Genomic DNA, 14,270 nt, shown 5'->3' with positions numbered 1-14,270 from the left:
AATGACGGTCAATTCGGTTCGGATCCAGGGTCGCGTGGCCGTCACGATCGGCGTGCTCGTCACGGTGGGTGTGTTCGTGGTCGGGCTGCTGTGGGCGAAATGGACGCCGTACCTCGCCAAAGCTTTGACGGCACAGCGGACCCATCACTGGTCGGGGTCGAACATCCTCGCGGTCGGTGGAGTGCACGCCGGGGACGGTCCGACATGGCATGCCGCCACCAGCTTCTTTCACGCGTACTTTGCCTCGATTTGGCCGGCACTCGTGGTGGCGCTGCTGATCAGTGCCTCCGTTCAGGCGCTGGTGCCGCGGACGTGGCTGCCGCGGATGCTGAACCGCCGCGGTTTGATCTCGAGTGCGCTGGCCGGCGGAGCCGCGAGCATGCCATCGATGATGTGCACGTGCTGTGCCGCGCCCGTCGCAGTCACGTTGCGGCGCAACGGCGTCACCCGGACCGCGGCCATCGCCTACTGGCTGGGAAACCCGCTACTGAATCCCGCCGTACTGGTTTTCCTGTTCTTCGTCGCACCCTGGCAATGGACGCTGACCCGCGCGGTCGTCGGGGTGGTGACGGTGGTCGGCGTTGCGGTGGCGGTGGGGCTGGTCACCGGCGCGCGAGCAGAATCCGGGCCGGTGGCGATCGCGCCGCCTGACGATGAGTCTGGCGGGGCCGCAAGAAGATTCGTGCGCTGCCTGCTCTGCTTGTGCCTGGTCCTCTTGCCGGAGTACGCGATCATGGTGCTGGTCGTCGGGGCGTTCCGCGGCTGGCTGGTGACGTTGACTCAACCTGCGCACCACGGCCTGCTGATCGTCGTGCCGGCGGCGATTGTCGGCACCCTCATCGTCATTCCGACGGCAGGCGAGATCCCCATCCTGCAGAGCCTGGCGCTGCTCGGCGTTTCGTCGGGGCCGCTTGGTGCACTGCTGATCACCCTGCCCGCCATCAGTGTGCCCGGCGTCGCGATGGTCGCCCGCAGCTTCGGCTGGAAGGCCATCGCGACAGCGTCCGGCGTGGTCGTCGCGGCGGGGCTGCTCGGCGCGACGGTTCTGAGCGTGCTGTGAGTCGTGCAGCGTGCGCCGACTGAGTACCGTGAACTCGTGCCGAAGAAGGAGCAGCAGGCCGCGAACGAGCCGGCCGCCGATTCGCTTGTGCCGCAGTATCCGATCGAATCGGTCGACAACGCGCTCAAGCTGCTGCTCCTGCTGGGCGAGCAGCCCCAGATCCGGCTGAGCGAGGCGACCCGCTATCTGGGTGTGGCATCGTCCACGGCACACCGGCTGCTGGCGATGCTGACCTATCGCGGCTTCGTCCGCCAAGACCCGGTGTCCAAGGCCTACCTGCCCGGTCCGTCACTCACTGGTGTGGCGTTTGCGATCTTCGGCCGCATCGACATTCAGGGTTGCGCCACACCCATCATGCGCGGTCTGTCCGACCAGCTCCGGGAAACGACGCACGTCGGCATGCTCGACGGCGTCAACGTCCGTTTCGTCGCCGCGGTCGAGGGCCCGGCCGCCGTACGGGTCGCCTCCCGGTTGGGACGCACGATGCCGGCGCATTGCACCTCGACGGGCAAGGTCATGCTGGCCCAGCTGTCGCAACCGGAATTGCATGCGCTGCTGCCCGACGAGCAACTCGAGCGCATCACCGCGCGCTCGATCGGCAGCCGCGCCGAGTTGGAGGACGAGCTCGCCCGCATCCGCGAGCGGGGCTACGCCATCAACGAGGAGGAGAGCGAGGAAGGCGTCGCCTCCGTCGCGGTAGCCATTCCGACCCGCGCTCCCGGCCTGCGACTCGCGCTCAATGCGGCCGCGCCGCAGCATCGGCTCGACAGCGCGCAGCACGCAGCGGTGGCGGCGGTACTTGTCAAGGCGGCCAAGGAGATTGGCGATCAGCTGGGTTGAGTAAGCTGCTCAGGTAGCGAAACTCGGTGTCCGGTAAGGGATTTCCGGACGCAGGAACACATCGTTGAGTGTGACGGTCCGCAACTTGCGAGCCCGGATGATCTCCACCAACTGTCCGTAGACGTGGGTGACCGGCGCGTGGTTGAGATGGCCGATCACGATGTTCTGCGCGGTGAAGTACTGGTCGGCGAGCTTGACGATCCGGTCTTCGGAAAGCAGCGCGGAATCCCGCAAGTCGCCATTCCACAGCGTGGGTACCTGGTAGCCCAAGTCGGCGGCCACCGCGTCGACCACGGCGCCGTGGTGGCCGTACGGCGGCCGGAAGTAGGGTGCGGCGTCCACGCCATACATATCGCGCAGGAACGTATCGGTGCTCTTCAGCTCGTCGGCGATCTGCTTCGGCGACAGCTTCGTCAGGTCTGGATGCGTCCAGGTGTGGTTGGCCAGCTGGATCTGCCCGGAGTCGACGAGCGGACGCAGCAGCGCGGCATTCTCCGTCCAGGACTTGAAGACGCCGGTGACGAAGTAGGTGAGCCGCACGCCGGTGTCCTTGGCGAATTGGGTGTAGGCCCGCACCACATCGGTGTCGACGCCGTCATCGACGGTCCACGCCAACAGATCGCCGTTGCCGGGAAGCTGTTTGAGCACCGAGCCGCCGGGCAGCGTGACACGCGCCGCCGGTCCCGGCGGCGGCAACAACTTGGGCGGCGCCAAAGTGACCGGGTTGGGCGCGGATCCGAGAACGTCGGCGCGGGCCACGGTTTCCCGGGATCCGTTCGCCGAGGACAACGAGATCCCGCTGACCGCAACCGTCGCTGCCAGCGCGACCAGAAATCGCCGGCGGTCCAGTTCGGTCACCTGCAAAGGCTAAGCCGACCAGCGCGGCAATCCCGCGGGTAACCATCGAGTGTCCGCCAGCAGATGCGAACTTGTGACCTTATGGTCAGTCGGCTCGCAGCCGCGCCACCTCATGGCGCCAGGCCGCATCGGCGGTGAAAGCCGGCCCCAAGTCGGGCAGGTCGTCCCAGTCGGCGTCGGCGATGTCGTGCAGCGTGCCGCCGGCCGCGAGCACCCGCAACGACATCCGGGCCAGCCCGTCGACGCTGATCGCCTGCAGCACGGCCCGCGGCACAGTGGCCGCGGCGCTGGTGATTCCGTGTCCGCGCAGGATCACCACCGGCCGGCCGCGCATCGCGGCCACCATGTCCTTGCCCAGCGCGCTGGTGCGGATCAGCACGGCGCGTGGGTAAACCGGCACGCCGTCGCGCGCGAGCCAGGCGCCGGGAATGTCGTAAGCCCCGCAGATCGGCCGGATCGTGACGCCGGCCAGATCGGCGGCGACGACGGCGGCGGGGTGCAGGTGCGCGACGGCCCGGTGCTGCGCGTCGGCCAGCATGGTCTCGACGTGGATGGGCAGTTCGTTGGGAACGCTGTACCCGTCGAGTTCGCCACTGGCGCCGGCGCTGCCGTCGAAACGGATCAGGCGGATGTCGCTGGGCCGGGTAAAGGCCACGCCGGTATCGGACTCGCTGCGGCAGCGCACCAGCAGGTGATCGTCGTCGACGCGCAGGCTCAGGTGCCCTAGCATCCCGTCGACCAGGCCGCGCGACGCGGCGACCCGGCAGCCCAGCGCCACCAGGGTGCGCTGCCGGTCCAGCTCGCCGGTCATCGTGGCTCCACTTTCGGTGTGCCGATGCCGAATCCGCCGTCCGGGTGAATGGTCTCACCGGTGATGCCGCGGGACCGCCCGGAGGCCAAGAACACGAACGACCACGCGTGGTCCGCCCCGGAGAGCGCGACGTTCAACGGGGTGCGGGCGGCGACGTCGCGTGCCCGGTTCGGGTAGTCATCGAGGCGGGTGTCGTTGAGCCCCAAGCTGTTCAGGCCGCGCAAGTCGGTGTTGAGCGTGCCGCCGGGCGCCACGCCGTTGACCCGGATCTGCGGCGCGAGCTCGTGGGCCAACGACGCCACCAGCCCGCGCACGGCGAACTTCGACGAGACATACAGCACGCCACCGCGCCCCGGGTAGTACGACGACGCGGACTCGGTCAGAACGATCGACGGCTCGGTCCCGTTGCGCAGCGCGGCGACCGCCGCCTTGACGGACTGCAGATGGCTCAGCACGTTGGTGCGAAACATTTCGTCGAACGCGTCCCCGAGACCGTCGGCGTCGAGATCGGTCACGCCCCGGTAGAAGTCGAAGACCCCCACGCAGTTGACCAGGATGTCGAGCCCGCCGAAGGAGTCGACCGCCGCGGTGACCGCGCGATGGTTGGCCTCGCTGGTGATCGCGTCTCCCTGCAGCACCTCAACATCGGGTAGCTGCTCGACCAACAGGTCGCACTTCTGCGGATCACGTTCCAGCACAGCGACTCTGGCGCCCTCGGCGAGGAAGGCGTCGACGACGGCCCGCCCGATTCCGGATCCGCCGCCCACGACCAGCGCGCGTTTGCCGGGCAGCCAGGTGGTCACTGGGGATCGGGGAGCAGCGGCGCCTGAGAGTTCCCGACCATCGCCGCCATCGTTCGGGGGTTCTGCCACGTCAGTGCCTCCACCTCTAGTGCGTCCAGGCTGATCCAGCGCCCCGTTCTCGGTGCGCGGATCAGCAGTCTCGATCCATTGCGGGTGTCGACTCGCTGTATCACGACCTCGGTGAATTCGTTTGCCACCGTGAGTGTTTCGCCGACCGCGCCCGCCATCAACCGTTCGAGTTCGTCGTTCACAGGAACACCGCCAGGTTCTGCATCCGCAACACCGACTCGTCGGCGCTGATCGTCCGCCGGGCGAGTTTCCATCGATCATCGCACCAGCGCAGCACGTCTTCGCGACCGCATGACAGCAGTGCGCTCTCGTTGACGTCGCCGCGGCTGCGGAACAGCAGTTCGGCGGATTCGACGACCAGGTGTGCGTCGTCGGATTCGAAGGTGCGCACGTTGGTGATGAAATGGCGCAGCCGCGACGGCGGATCCTCGGCCCACACGTGTTCGGTGCCCATCCTCGCGACCCGCTGGCTCAGCGAGTACTTGTCCTCGTCGAAGTGGGCCATCCCCGGAGAGGTGTCGAACCCGGCGCCGCGGGCGGTCGTGACCCGGACCGGCATCGTGTAGCGGACATCGTCGGTCAGCGTCTCCAGCCACAGCTCGTACTGCTGGGCGTCCAGCAGGTAGGCCTCGTCCACCAGGAACTGGTGTGCCTGAAGATGCCGGGGGTCATCAAAAGGTAGCGACGGCAACGGCTTTCTCATACCCCGACCTCCCGCAGATAGTCGGCCCACAGCTTGAGCAACTCGCGCTGGTTGTACTCGTTGTAGCCGACCTGCGCGCGCCCCGGGCCGTGGAAGGACTCGGCGGGTAGCGCCTCGACCACCGGGCGGTCGTCGGACAGCAGGCCCATCCGGCTGTTCAGCAGCAGCCGGCGTGCCATCGAGCCGCCCGCGGTGGTGGTCAGCGACACCCAGTTCTCCACGTCGTCTTGTTCGAACATGCCGGTCGAACCAAAGCACATCAGATAGGCCTTGTACGAATCCTTTTTGTACTGCGCCGGCGCGGCGGAGTCCACCGCGAACCACGAGCAGACTTCGGTCTCCTTCTCACTGATGGGCTGCCACAAGCGGATCGAGATGAAGGGCAGCACCTCGTCATGCCCGTCGTGCACCCCGTCTCTTACGCGGGGCCAGTTGTGCACGAAGCTCAGGTTGGGAAAGCAGGTGGCTGCCGAGATCATGAACCCGTCGTCGCCGACCACCCGTTGCTGCTGGGGCGACCAGACGCCCTTGATCCGCTCGATCATCTCGTCGGGATAGCCGACATAGCGCATTCGCTCCTCGAAGCTGCCCGGCGGCAGTTTGTAGGTGGTCCCGCCGCCGCGATGCGCCCAGTAGGTGGCGCCGTCTTTGCGCTTCTGCGCCTTGGGTTCTCGGAACAGGCCGATCTCCACGATCGACGCGTGCGTGTGCGGCGTGTGGTACATGTCGCCGGCGAAGTTCTCGGCGCCGATCTTCCAGTTCGCCTTGATCCGCCAGCGCTGCGGCCCCCGCACCTCCAGGCCGCCGGTGCTCTGCTTGGTGTAGAAGTCGAGATAGAACCGGAAGTCGCCGAGGAAATCCTGCAACGGCTCCGCGTGCGGATCCAGGCTGATGAACAGCAGACCGTTGTAGCTGGCGAAGTTCGGTGCCGGCAGCAGGCCGTGGGCGGTCCTGGTGAAGCCGTCGTCGCCCCCGTAGGCCTCGCGGTGGAACGGCAGGCCGGTGAGCCGTCCGTCATTGCGATACGTCCAGCCGTGATACGGGCACCGGAAGTTGGAGGCATTTCCCATCTCCGCGCGGCACACCTGCATGCCGCGGTGCCGGCACATATTGAACAACGCGCGGACATCGCCATTGGCGTCACGGGTCAGGATGAACGAATCATCGAGGACCCGGCGCACCACGTAGTCGCCGTCCTGCGGGATCTCCGACTCGTGGCCGACGAACGTCCACGCCCGGCCGAACAGGCGCTCCTTCTCGAGGTTGAACAGCCGCCTGTCGTTGTAGATGTGTGCGGGGACCAGGCCGCGGCGCACATTCTCGAATAGGCCGTCCTCGACATCGTCTGCCACGGGAAACCTCGCTACTCTGCTCTACAGAAATAAATTCCGCTTAGTAGAATCCCGCAGAACGCCCGGGCTGGTCAATTGGGCGAGTAGCCTCACGCTTCGTGAGGGCCGCACCGGAGCGCGTCGCGTCGCAGGGGGACATCACGGCGGAGATCGCCGAAATCGCGGCTCGGCACGCCGGCGGCGCGGACACCCAGCCGTTGCTGGACTATCCGCCGTACCGCAGCAGCGCGCTGCGCCACCCGAAACAACCTCTGCTGCTTGTGGATCCCGACGAGCTCGAGCGCACAGCGCCGTGCTTCGGCGAGCGCGACGTCGATCCGCGCGACGCCGACCTGACGGCCGGTCATCCGGGCGAGCCGATCGGCGAGCGCATCATCGTGGCCGGGCGGTTGCTCGACCAGTCCGGCCGACCGCTGGCCGGCCAGCTGATCGAGATCTGGCAGGCGAACGCCGCCGGTCGCTATCGCCACCAGCGCGACCAGCACCCGGCTCCGCTGGACCCGAACTTCGTCGGGGCCGGCCGCTGCCTGACCGGGCCCGACGGGACGTACCGATTCTTGACCGTCAAGCCCGGCCCTTATCCGTGGCGCAATCATCACAACGCCTGGCGACCGGCCCACATCCACTTCTCGCTGTTCGGGACCGCATTCACCCAGCGCCTGGTCACCCAGATGTACTTCCCGGGCGACCCGCTGTTCGATCTGGACCCGATCTTCCAATCGGTCGTGGATCCCGCTGCGCGCCAACGGCTGATCGCCGGCTACGACCACGGCCTCACCGAGCCGGAGTTCGCGACCGGGTATCGGTGGGACATCGTGCTGGGGTTCCTGGAGCACGCATGACTGAATTGTTCTGCACCCCAGGGCAAACCGTCGGACCGTTCCTGCATCTCGGATTGCCGTGCCGCACCCGCCTGGTCGACGACGCCGCGGCGATCCGGCTGCACGGCACGGTGTACGACGGCGCCGGCGAACCGGTCCCGGATGCCGTGGTCGAACTTTGGCAGGCCGACGGAGGATGGGGCAGGGCCGCAACGGATGCCGCCGGGTATTACAGCTTCACCACCGTGGCGCCGCGAAGGCCGCCGTTCTTCGCCATCACCGTCTTCGCTCGCGGACTGTTGGACCGATTGTTCACGCGCGCCTATCTGCCCGGCGCGGACGTGAACCTGGGGACCGTCGACGCCGACCGGCGAGCAACTTTGTGCTGCGTCGCCGAAAGTCGAACGGACTATCGGTTCGACATTCACCTGCAGGGTCCACGCGAGACCGTGTTTCTGGCGTACCGGGGCGCCGGGGGATGAGCAATCTGTTGTGGCCGGGCGATCGCCGCGCCGGCGAGCACATGACCGATCGCGCGCTGCTGGCATCGATGGTGGCGGTGGAATCCGCGTGGCTTGTCGCCCTGGCCGCCACGGGTCTGGCGCCGGCCGGCGCGGAAAACGCCGACCTGTCACAGCTGGTGGGCCACCAGGACCTGGCGGCGCTCGCGGCCGGCGCCGAGGACGGCGGCAACCCGATCGTCGGGCTGGTCCAGCTGCTGCGCCAGCGGGCCGAGCCCGGTATCGGCCCGTGGATCCATCGCGGGCTCACCAGCCAGGACGTCGTGGACACCGCGCTGATGCTGGGCGTGCGTGCCGCCGCCGACGAGCTGAGAACACAGCTGCGCGAACAGATTTCGGCACTGATCAACCTTGCGAACGAACATCGGGGCACCCCGATGGTGGCCCGCACGCTCACTCAACAGGCCGCGCCCACCACGTTCGGCGCCAAGGCGGCCGGGTGGTGCGACGGTGTCGTCGACGCGTACGAACGGCTTTGCGCGCTGATCACCCCGATCCAGGTCGGCGGTGCCGTCGGAACCTGGTCGGCTACCACGGAACTCGCGACGCTACTGACCGGCGCGACGGATCCCGGGGAGGTCGCGGAGCAGGTAATGCGCCGTGCGGCAGCCACTTTGGGACTGGATGCGCGAGCGCCATGGCATACCACCCGGACGCCGGTCACCGCCGCGGCGGACGCCTTCCTCGGCTGCACCGACAGCTGGGGCCGGATCGCCTCGGATGTGCTCACGCTGGTCAGACCGGAAATCGGCGAGCTGAGCGAGCCGCCTGCCGAACACCGCGGCGGCTCGTCGTCGATGCCGCACAAGCGCAACCCGGTGCTGTCGGTGTTGATCCGGCGGGCCGCGATATCGGCACCGCAGCTGGCGGCGACCCTGCACACCGCGGCGGCGCTGGCCAACGACGAACGCCCCGACGGCGCCTGGCATGCCGAATGGGACACGCTGCGGATCCTGGCCCGGCGGACCGTGATCGCGGGCTCCCAATCCGCGGAGCTGCTGGCCGGGTTGCAGGTGCATGCCCCGCGGATGGCCGAGAACCTCGGTGCGGCAGACGTTCTCGGTGAGCAACAGGCAATCGCCGACCTGGCCGCGACGCCGCCGTCGCCAACCTATTTCGGCGCCGTCGACCGGTTGATCGACGAGAGCCTACGTCGCGCCGAGCGGGTAGTCGGCCAGGGAGGTCACCGTATCCCGTAGCGCCAGGCCCGCATGCCCGGCCGAGGCGTTGCCGTCCTCGTAAATGCTGGCCAGCCAGATGTGCACCAGCGTGTCGATCACCCGGTCTTCGCGGATCGCCGGTTCCTCGGTGGTGAACGTCGCGGCCATCACCCGCTCGCTCAACATGTTCAGCGCGATGGACAGATCCTCGGCCGAGATGGTGTCCGGCGCCGCGCCGCGTTCACGTTCGGCCTTGATCGCGGTGGTGGTGAACGAGATCCACTTCTGCATCAGCGTCGACCACAGCTGCCGGACATCGGGGTTGGTGGACTTGGCGGCCGCACCGGCCACCGCGACCGCGCGGTGCGATCCCGACACCTCGAAGAACGCCTCGATGCGGTCGCGCCACAGCGTCGCCGGGTCGTCGGACAGCTTGGCGCGCAGCAACCTGAGGGCCTCGTGTGCCTTGGTGTTCATCTGGTCCAGCAACGACAGCAGCACCGCGTTTTTCGACTGGAAATAGAAGTAGAAGGTCGGGCGGGAGATGCCGGCGCCTTTTGCCAGGTCGTCGACGGAGAAGTCGGCCAGCGGCCGCTCTTCCAGGAGGCGCTCGGCGGTGGCCAGAATCGCCTTCTCGCGGTCGTCACCCGAATGATGTGACGCCCGCCGGCCGCGCGAGGCGTGCGCGTACCCGGTGTACGTCGAGGGATCGGACACGGCACATACCCTAGGGGTACCTCGATATATGCCAGGGAAATTGTTGATTAATACGAACGAGAATGTCGATTAAGTTCAACGCCTTCGTCGAGCCGCGTCCGCAGCAACAGACCTTACTCGTTGTCCGGTTTGCGGGCGACGATCGCGACGGCGGTCAGTCGCTCGCGATGCTTGCGGAAGGTGGCGCGCATCGTGAGCACCCGTTTGCGGGCGTCCGGGTTGAGGAGCAGGTTTCTGGCAAATCTCAGTGCCCCGACCAGACCCTCGTCGGCGATGATCCGGCGCGGTTGCAACAACGCCATCGGCGCCGTCACGACGCGGTCGATGACCAGTCCGTGATCGGACAACAACCGCGACCATTCGGCGACGGTCAGCGGCCGCGCGTTGACCTTGATCGCACGGGCAAGCGACTGCCGGATCTCCGTGCTGATCTCCTCGGGCACGTTGTCGGGCGTCAGCGCGAGTTCGTGGATCGCGTAGCGGCCGCGCGGACGCAGCACCCGCGCCGCCTCGGCGACGATGGCGTGCTTGGCGGCATCGCCTTGCATCGTCAGCATCGCCTCGCCGATCACGACGTCGCGACTGGAGTCCGGCAATCCCGTGTCCGCGGCGTCGGCGACCCGGACCGTCCCGGATCCGGCGTTCAGGCCGGCGATGACGCCACGAACCGTCTCGGCCGCATCGGGGTCCTGCTCGGCGCCCACGTACGACCGTGGCGAGCGGGTGAGAATCTCGGCGGCGGTGCGGCCCAGGCCCGGCGCCAGCTCGAGCACATCGGCGTCGGTTACCTCGGCGCCGGCCAGCATCGTGCGGGTGAGCCCGACGCCGCCGGGGCGCAGGACACGTTTTCCGAGCCGCGCCAGTAGCCAGTGGCCCGCAACGCTGTCGTCGGCCCGACTCGACATGGGAGACATAGTCTTTCCCGCCCTTCCTGGTTTTCACAATCGTGATTGTGTAAACTCTATCGCATGACGTACGTTATCGGAAAGCCCTGCATCGATGTGATGGATCGGGCATGTGTGGACGAATGCCCCGTGGATTGCATCTACGAGGGCGGCCGGGCGCTCTATATCCATCCCGACGAATGCGTCGACTGCGGCGCGTGCGAGCCGGTCTGTCCGGTCGACGCGATCTACTACGAAGACGACCTGCCCGACGAGCTGCAGCCACACCTGGCCGACAATGCGGCGTTTTTCTCCGAAACCCTGCCGGGGCGCGACGCCCCGCTGGGGTCACCCGGGGGCGCGGCCAAGCTTGGTGCCCTCGGCGTCGACGCACCCTTGGTGGCCGCCCATCCGAAAGCCGACGTATCCGAAGGAGCGTGAGCGGCCGATGACGCCCGGGGCCACGCCACCGGGGGAGCCCGCCGGTCGCCGCCGTGAGGTGCTGCGGGTACTGCGGACGTCCCGGGAGCCGATGACCATCGTCGCGATCGCCGAGGCGCTCGGCGTGCATCCCAACACCGTGCGCTTCCACCTTGACAGCCTGGTCGGCGACGACCAGGTGGAACAGGTCGAGCCGGGCCGCAAGGGTCCGGGGCGTCCACCGCTGATGTTCCGGGCGGTACGGCAGATGGATCGCGGCGGGACGCGGCAGTACCGGTTGCTGGCCGAGATTCTGACGATGGCGTTCGCGGCCGATGAGGATCCCGCCGCCAAGGCACGGGCAGCCGGGCGGGCGTGGGGCCGACAGCTGGATTCGAGCGCGGAGCCGGGCGAGGCGCAGACCCCCGACAAGGCCATCGGCCACCTGGTCGAGGTGCTCGATCAGCTTGGCTTCGCGCCCGAGCGCCGACGAGCCGGCGAGCACCAACAGGTCGGCCTGCGGCACTGCCCGTTCCTGGAGCTCGCCGAAAGCCGAACCGCCGTCGTCTGTCCCGTGCACCTCGGGCTCATGCAGGGAGCGCTGGAAACCTCGGGGGCCCCGGTTGCCGTCGAGCGTCTCGATGCGTTCGTCGAACCCGATCTATGTGTGGCACATCTCGAGTTGCAGGAGGCCTAACCGTGAACACCGAAATGGCGGTCGCCGTCGCGGTCACATTCGTCTGGCTTGGCATGGTGCTGGCGATCTCGTTCCTGGAAGCGCCGCTGAAGTTCCGGGCGCCGAACGTCACGTTGCAGATCGGACTTGGTATCGGGCGCTTGGTCTTTCGCGCGCTCAACACCGTCGAGGTCGCGTTCGCCATCATCACCCTGGCGGTCGTGGTGGACGGCCCGATGCCGATGCGCATCGGCATCGTGTTTGCCGTCGCGTACGCCATGCTGGCGATCCAGTTGATCGCCGTGCGCCCCCGGCTGACCCGGCGCTCGGACCAGGTGCTCGCCGGGCTGGATGCGCCCCGCTCCCGCGCCCACTACGCCTACGTCGGTTTAGAGGTGGTCAAGGTCGTGGCGCTTACCGTGGCGGGGATACTCCTATTGACCGCTTGAAACCACGGATAGCCCACCGTCACACCAAGGGGACGTAGCAATGGAATCGATCTCGCTCACCAGCCTGGCCACCGAAAAGCTGGCCGAAGCCCGGCAGTCGCACAGCGGACGGGCCGCACACACCATCCACGGCGGTCACGACCACGAACTCCGGCAGACCGTGCTCGCGCTGCTCGCCGACCACGACCTGTCCGAACACGACAGCCCCGGCGAGGCGACGCTGCAGGTGCTGCAGGGTCACGTGCGCCTGACGGCCGGCGACGACTCCTGGGACGGCAAAACCGGCGACCACATCGCGATTCCGCCGCAACGCCATGCCCTGCACGCGGTCGAGGATTCGGTGGTGATGCTGACCGTGCTGAAAAGCCAGCCCGGTGCGGCGCACTAGCTGACATGCTGTCCACGCCCTGGTCAAGGCGGCTCGGCCTGCAAGTGCCGATCGTCAACGCCCCGATGGGCGGCGTCGCGGGTGGCCGGCTGGCCGCCGCGGTCAGCGCCGCCGGCGGTCTGGGCATGGTCGGCATGGGCAGCGTCGCGAACAGGGAGTTGCTGCGGACCCAGTTGCAACACGTCGACGGCAGGTTCGGAATCGGCCTGGTGGACTGGGTGATGCGCACCGAGGCGGGGCTGCTGGACGACGCCCTGGCCGCGCGGCCAGTCCTGCTGTCCATCAGTTTCGGTACCGACTGGTCGTGGGTCGCTCACGCGCACAACGCCGGAATCACCACTGTCACACAGGTTTACGACGCGCTCGGAGCCCGTCAAGCGGTCGACGCGGGCATCGACATCCTGGTCGCGCGCGGCTCCGAGGGCGGCGGGCACGGCGATACGAAGCTCGGCACGCTGCCGTTGCTCGACGACGTGTTGGACGCCGTGTCGGTGCCGGTGCTCGCCGGGGGCGGTATCGCCTCGGCGCGCAGCCTGGCCGCGGTGCTGGCCGCCGGGGCCAGCGGCGCCTGGGTGGGCACTCGGCTGGCTGCGTGTCCCGAGGCGCTGACCGGCGATGGCAGCCGCCAGGCGCTGATCGCGGCCCGGTCGACCGACACGGCCGTCACCCGGGCCTTCGACGTCGCCAAGGGCCTGCCGTGGCCGGCGCGATTCCCGTCGCGCGTGCTGAGCAATGAGTTCGTCGCCCGCTGGACGGGCAAGGAGGACACGCTCGATGCGCCGGCCTGCGACGAGCTGGCCGCCGCGATCGACGCCGACGACCGGCGGATCGCTCCCGTCGACGCCGGTCAGGGCGTCGGTATGATCCGCGACGACGCATCGGTCGCCGAGGTCATCGAGCAGATGTGTTCGGGCGCCGAGCGACTGCTCGCCCGCTGGACCTAGTCGCGGCCGCGTCGCAGCACGACACAACACCGGTCCGCCCCGGGGCAGAGCCGGGCGTCGGGGCCGTGCGGCGCCAACGCGTCGGCCACACCGGTGATCAATGCGTGGTTCATGTTGCAGGCCAGCTCGGTCTGCTCGTGGGCCAGGGCGTGGAACGGGCAGTTCGCGAGCTCGACGTGATGATTGGCGGAGCCGTCGATGCGGCGGGGTTCATAACCGTACTTGCTCAGCACCCGCAGGGCCGACTCCAGCGCCGCGGCGGCGTCCGCGGGCGCGCGCGTGGTCGCACCGATCCGCCGGCCGTAGTCGCGGGCGACCCGGTTGAGCATCTCGACGACGGGCTCCCCGGTGCTGCCCGACTGTGCGATGGCGGTGGCCATCAGCCGCCCGGCCAGCTCGTACTCCCGCTGCGGGAGACTGACCGCGATGTGGCGGTTGGCCCGGCGATACAGCTTGGAGGTCCGCCCCGCGCCGGGGCCGGATCGGCCCGTCAGGCGGGCATAGTCGGTCTCCAGCAGGCCCTCGGCCGTCAGCCGGTCCAGGTGGAATTTGGCCTGGTGGTGCGCGATTCCGACGGCGTCGGCCGCCTGGTCACGGCTCACCGGCGCCGGCTGAGCGCACACGAACTGATAGAGCCGATGGCGCACCGGATCGGCGAGCGCACCAATGCCGGCGGCGTCGCGCTCCAACGAGTCCATGCCATCCACGTCAACGGCCCATTTCTAACAGACAAAATACTTGACGCTACAGTCTACCCAATCTAACGTACAGATTATTATCTGTTAGAAAGGAAG

General features: G+C 68.0%; 19 protein-coding genes. 10 read left to right on the top strand and 9 right to left on the bottom strand.

What is annotated here, in order from left to right:
• The first annotated feature begins 1 nt into the window (after window position 1).
• Together G6N55_RS06545 and G6N55_RS06540 are read left to right on the top strand one after the other, a co-directional pair.
• Entirely contained in the window at window positions 2–1,060 is a 1,059-nt protein-coding gene (locus G6N55_RS06545) for a permease (protein ID WP_085226854.1), read from the top strand.
• A gap of 36 nt (window positions 1,061–1,096) precedes the next feature.
• Window positions 1,097–1,900 carry an IclR family transcriptional regulator gene (locus G6N55_RS06540; protein ID WP_085226856.1) on the top strand — a complete coding sequence of 268 codons (804 nt, stop codon included), beginning with the start codon at window positions 1,097–1,099 and terminating at the stop codon, window positions 1,898–1,900.
• Window positions 1,901–1,909: 9 nt separating this feature from the next.
• On the opposite strand, the gene G6N55_RS06535 is transcribed toward G6N55_RS06540, so the two are convergent.
• The 6 genes from G6N55_RS06535 to G6N55_RS06510 all read right to left on the bottom strand — a co-directional run bounded on the left by G6N55_RS06535 (window position 1,910) and on the right by G6N55_RS06510 (window position 6,496).
• Window positions 1,910–2,749 carry a polysaccharide deacetylase family protein gene (locus G6N55_RS06535; protein ID WP_085227146.1) on the bottom strand — a complete coding sequence of 280 codons (840 nt, stop codon included), beginning with the start codon at window positions 2,747–2,749 and terminating at the stop codon, window positions 1,910–1,912.
• 94 nt (window positions 2,750–2,843) lie between these two features.
• A complete protein-coding gene (locus G6N55_RS06530) occupies window positions 2,844–3,569 on the bottom strand; it encodes a class II aldolase/adducin family protein (protein WP_085226858.1) in 726 nt (241 codons plus the stop codon).
• Window positions 3,566–4,372, bottom strand: coding sequence for a 3-(cis-5,6-dihydroxycyclohexa-1,3-dien-1-yl)propanoate dehydrogenase (gene hcaB / locus G6N55_RS06525; protein ID WP_085226860.1), 807 nt, complete (start codon window positions 4,370–4,372; stop codon window positions 3,566–3,568). Before hcaB ends, G6N55_RS06530 begins: the two co-directional genes overlap by 4 nt.
• Window positions 4,369–4,599 carry a dihydrodiol dehydrogenase gene (locus G6N55_RS06520; protein ID WP_085227148.1) on the bottom strand — a complete coding sequence of 77 codons (231 nt, stop codon included), beginning with the start codon at window positions 4,597–4,599 and terminating at the stop codon, window positions 4,369–4,371. Before G6N55_RS06520 ends, hcaB begins: the two co-directional genes overlap by 4 nt.
• 20 nt (window positions 4,600–4,619) lie before the next feature.
• On the bottom strand, window positions 4,620–5,144 hold the full coding sequence (locus tag G6N55_RS06515; protein WP_085226862.1) for a 3-phenylpropionate/cinnamic acid dioxygenase subunit beta: 525 nt from the start codon (window positions 5,142–5,144) through the stop codon (window positions 4,620–4,622).
• Entirely contained in the window at window positions 5,141–6,496 is a 1,356-nt protein-coding gene (locus G6N55_RS06510; protein ID WP_085226864.1) for a Rieske 2Fe-2S domain-containing protein, read from the bottom strand. Before G6N55_RS06510 ends, G6N55_RS06515 begins: the two co-directional genes overlap by 4 nt.
• 98 nt (window positions 6,497–6,594) lie before the next feature.
• Between G6N55_RS06510 and pcaH the strand changes: the two genes are divergently transcribed.
• The 3 genes from pcaH to G6N55_RS06495 are packed head-to-tail and all read left to right on the top strand — an operon-like array spanning window position 6,595 to window position 9,037.
• Window positions 6,595–7,338, top strand: coding sequence for a protocatechuate 3,4-dioxygenase subunit beta (gene pcaH / locus G6N55_RS06505; protein WP_085226865.1), 744 nt, complete (start codon window positions 6,595–6,597; stop codon window positions 7,336–7,338).
• Window positions 7,335–7,799, top strand: a complete 465-nt coding sequence (locus G6N55_RS06500) for a carboxypeptidase regulatory-like domain-containing protein (RefSeq protein WP_085226867.1) — start codon at window positions 7,335–7,337, stop codon at window positions 7,797–7,799. The genes pcaH and G6N55_RS06500 overlap by 4 nt, the downstream gene beginning before the upstream one ends.
• Window positions 7,796–9,037 carry a lyase family protein gene (locus G6N55_RS06495; RefSeq protein ID WP_085226869.1) on the top strand — a complete coding sequence of 414 codons (1,242 nt, stop codon included), beginning with the start codon at window positions 7,796–7,798 and terminating at the stop codon, window positions 9,035–9,037. Before G6N55_RS06500 ends, G6N55_RS06495 begins: the two co-directional genes overlap by 4 nt.
• Here the strand turns inward: G6N55_RS06495 and G6N55_RS06490 are convergent.
• Window positions 8,987–9,715, bottom strand: coding sequence for a TetR/AcrR family transcriptional regulator (locus G6N55_RS06490; protein ID WP_085226871.1), 729 nt, complete (start codon window positions 9,713–9,715; stop codon window positions 8,987–8,989). The two genes, G6N55_RS06495 and G6N55_RS06490, sit on opposite strands and share 51 nt — an antisense overlap.
• Before the next feature lie 113 nt (window positions 9,716–9,828).
• Window positions 9,829–10,629, bottom strand: a complete 801-nt coding sequence (locus G6N55_RS06485) for a class I SAM-dependent methyltransferase (RefSeq protein ID WP_085226873.1) — start codon at window positions 10,627–10,629, stop codon at window positions 9,829–9,831.
• A gap of 54 nt (window positions 10,630–10,683) precedes the next feature.
• Here G6N55_RS06485 and fdxA point away from each other — a divergent pair, with 54 nt between their 5' ends.
• From fdxA to G6N55_RS06460, 5 genes are read left to right on the top strand one after another with little or no spacing between them, the layout of a single operon-like run.
• Entirely contained in the window at window positions 10,684–11,040 is a 357-nt protein-coding gene (fdxA, locus tag G6N55_RS06480; protein WP_036468405.1) for a ferredoxin, read from the top strand.
• 7 nt (window positions 11,041–11,047) lie between these two features.
• Window positions 11,048–11,716 carry a helix-turn-helix transcriptional regulator gene (locus tag G6N55_RS06475; RefSeq protein WP_085226875.1) on the top strand — a complete coding sequence of 223 codons (669 nt, stop codon included), beginning with the start codon at window positions 11,048–11,050 and terminating at the stop codon, window positions 11,714–11,716.
• Between the two features lie 14 nt (window positions 11,717–11,730).
• Window positions 11,731–12,144 carry a hypothetical protein gene (locus tag G6N55_RS06470; protein ID WP_372517574.1) on the top strand — a complete coding sequence of 138 codons (414 nt, stop codon included), beginning with the start codon at window positions 11,731–11,733 and terminating at the stop codon, window positions 12,142–12,144.
• 40 nt (window positions 12,145–12,184) lie between these two features.
• Window positions 12,185–12,532, top strand: a complete 348-nt coding sequence (locus tag G6N55_RS06465) for a cupin domain-containing protein (protein WP_085226879.1) — start codon at window positions 12,185–12,187, stop codon at window positions 12,530–12,532.
• 5 nt (window positions 12,533–12,537) lie between these two features.
• Window positions 12,538–13,476 carry an NAD(P)H-dependent flavin oxidoreductase gene (locus G6N55_RS06460; RefSeq protein WP_085226881.1) on the top strand — a complete coding sequence of 313 codons (939 nt, stop codon included), beginning with the start codon at window positions 12,538–12,540 and terminating at the stop codon, window positions 13,474–13,476.
• Here G6N55_RS06460 and G6N55_RS06455 read toward each other — a convergent pair.
• Window positions 13,473–14,183, bottom strand: coding sequence for a helix-turn-helix transcriptional regulator (locus G6N55_RS06455; protein ID WP_179968125.1), 711 nt, complete (start codon window positions 14,181–14,183; stop codon window positions 13,473–13,475). The genes G6N55_RS06460 and G6N55_RS06455 overlap by 4 nt on opposite strands.
• Window positions 14,184–14,270 lie beyond the last annotated feature (87 nt).

Origin of the sequence: Mycobacterium florentinum, from assembly GCF_010730355.1 — a bacterium.
GTDB classification, from domain to species: Bacteria; Actinomycetota; Actinomycetes; order Mycobacteriales; family Mycobacteriaceae; genus Mycobacterium; species Mycobacterium florentinum.
Note: the sequence above shows the minus strand (reverse complement) of the source record. Positions and strands in the feature narration are given on the sequence as shown.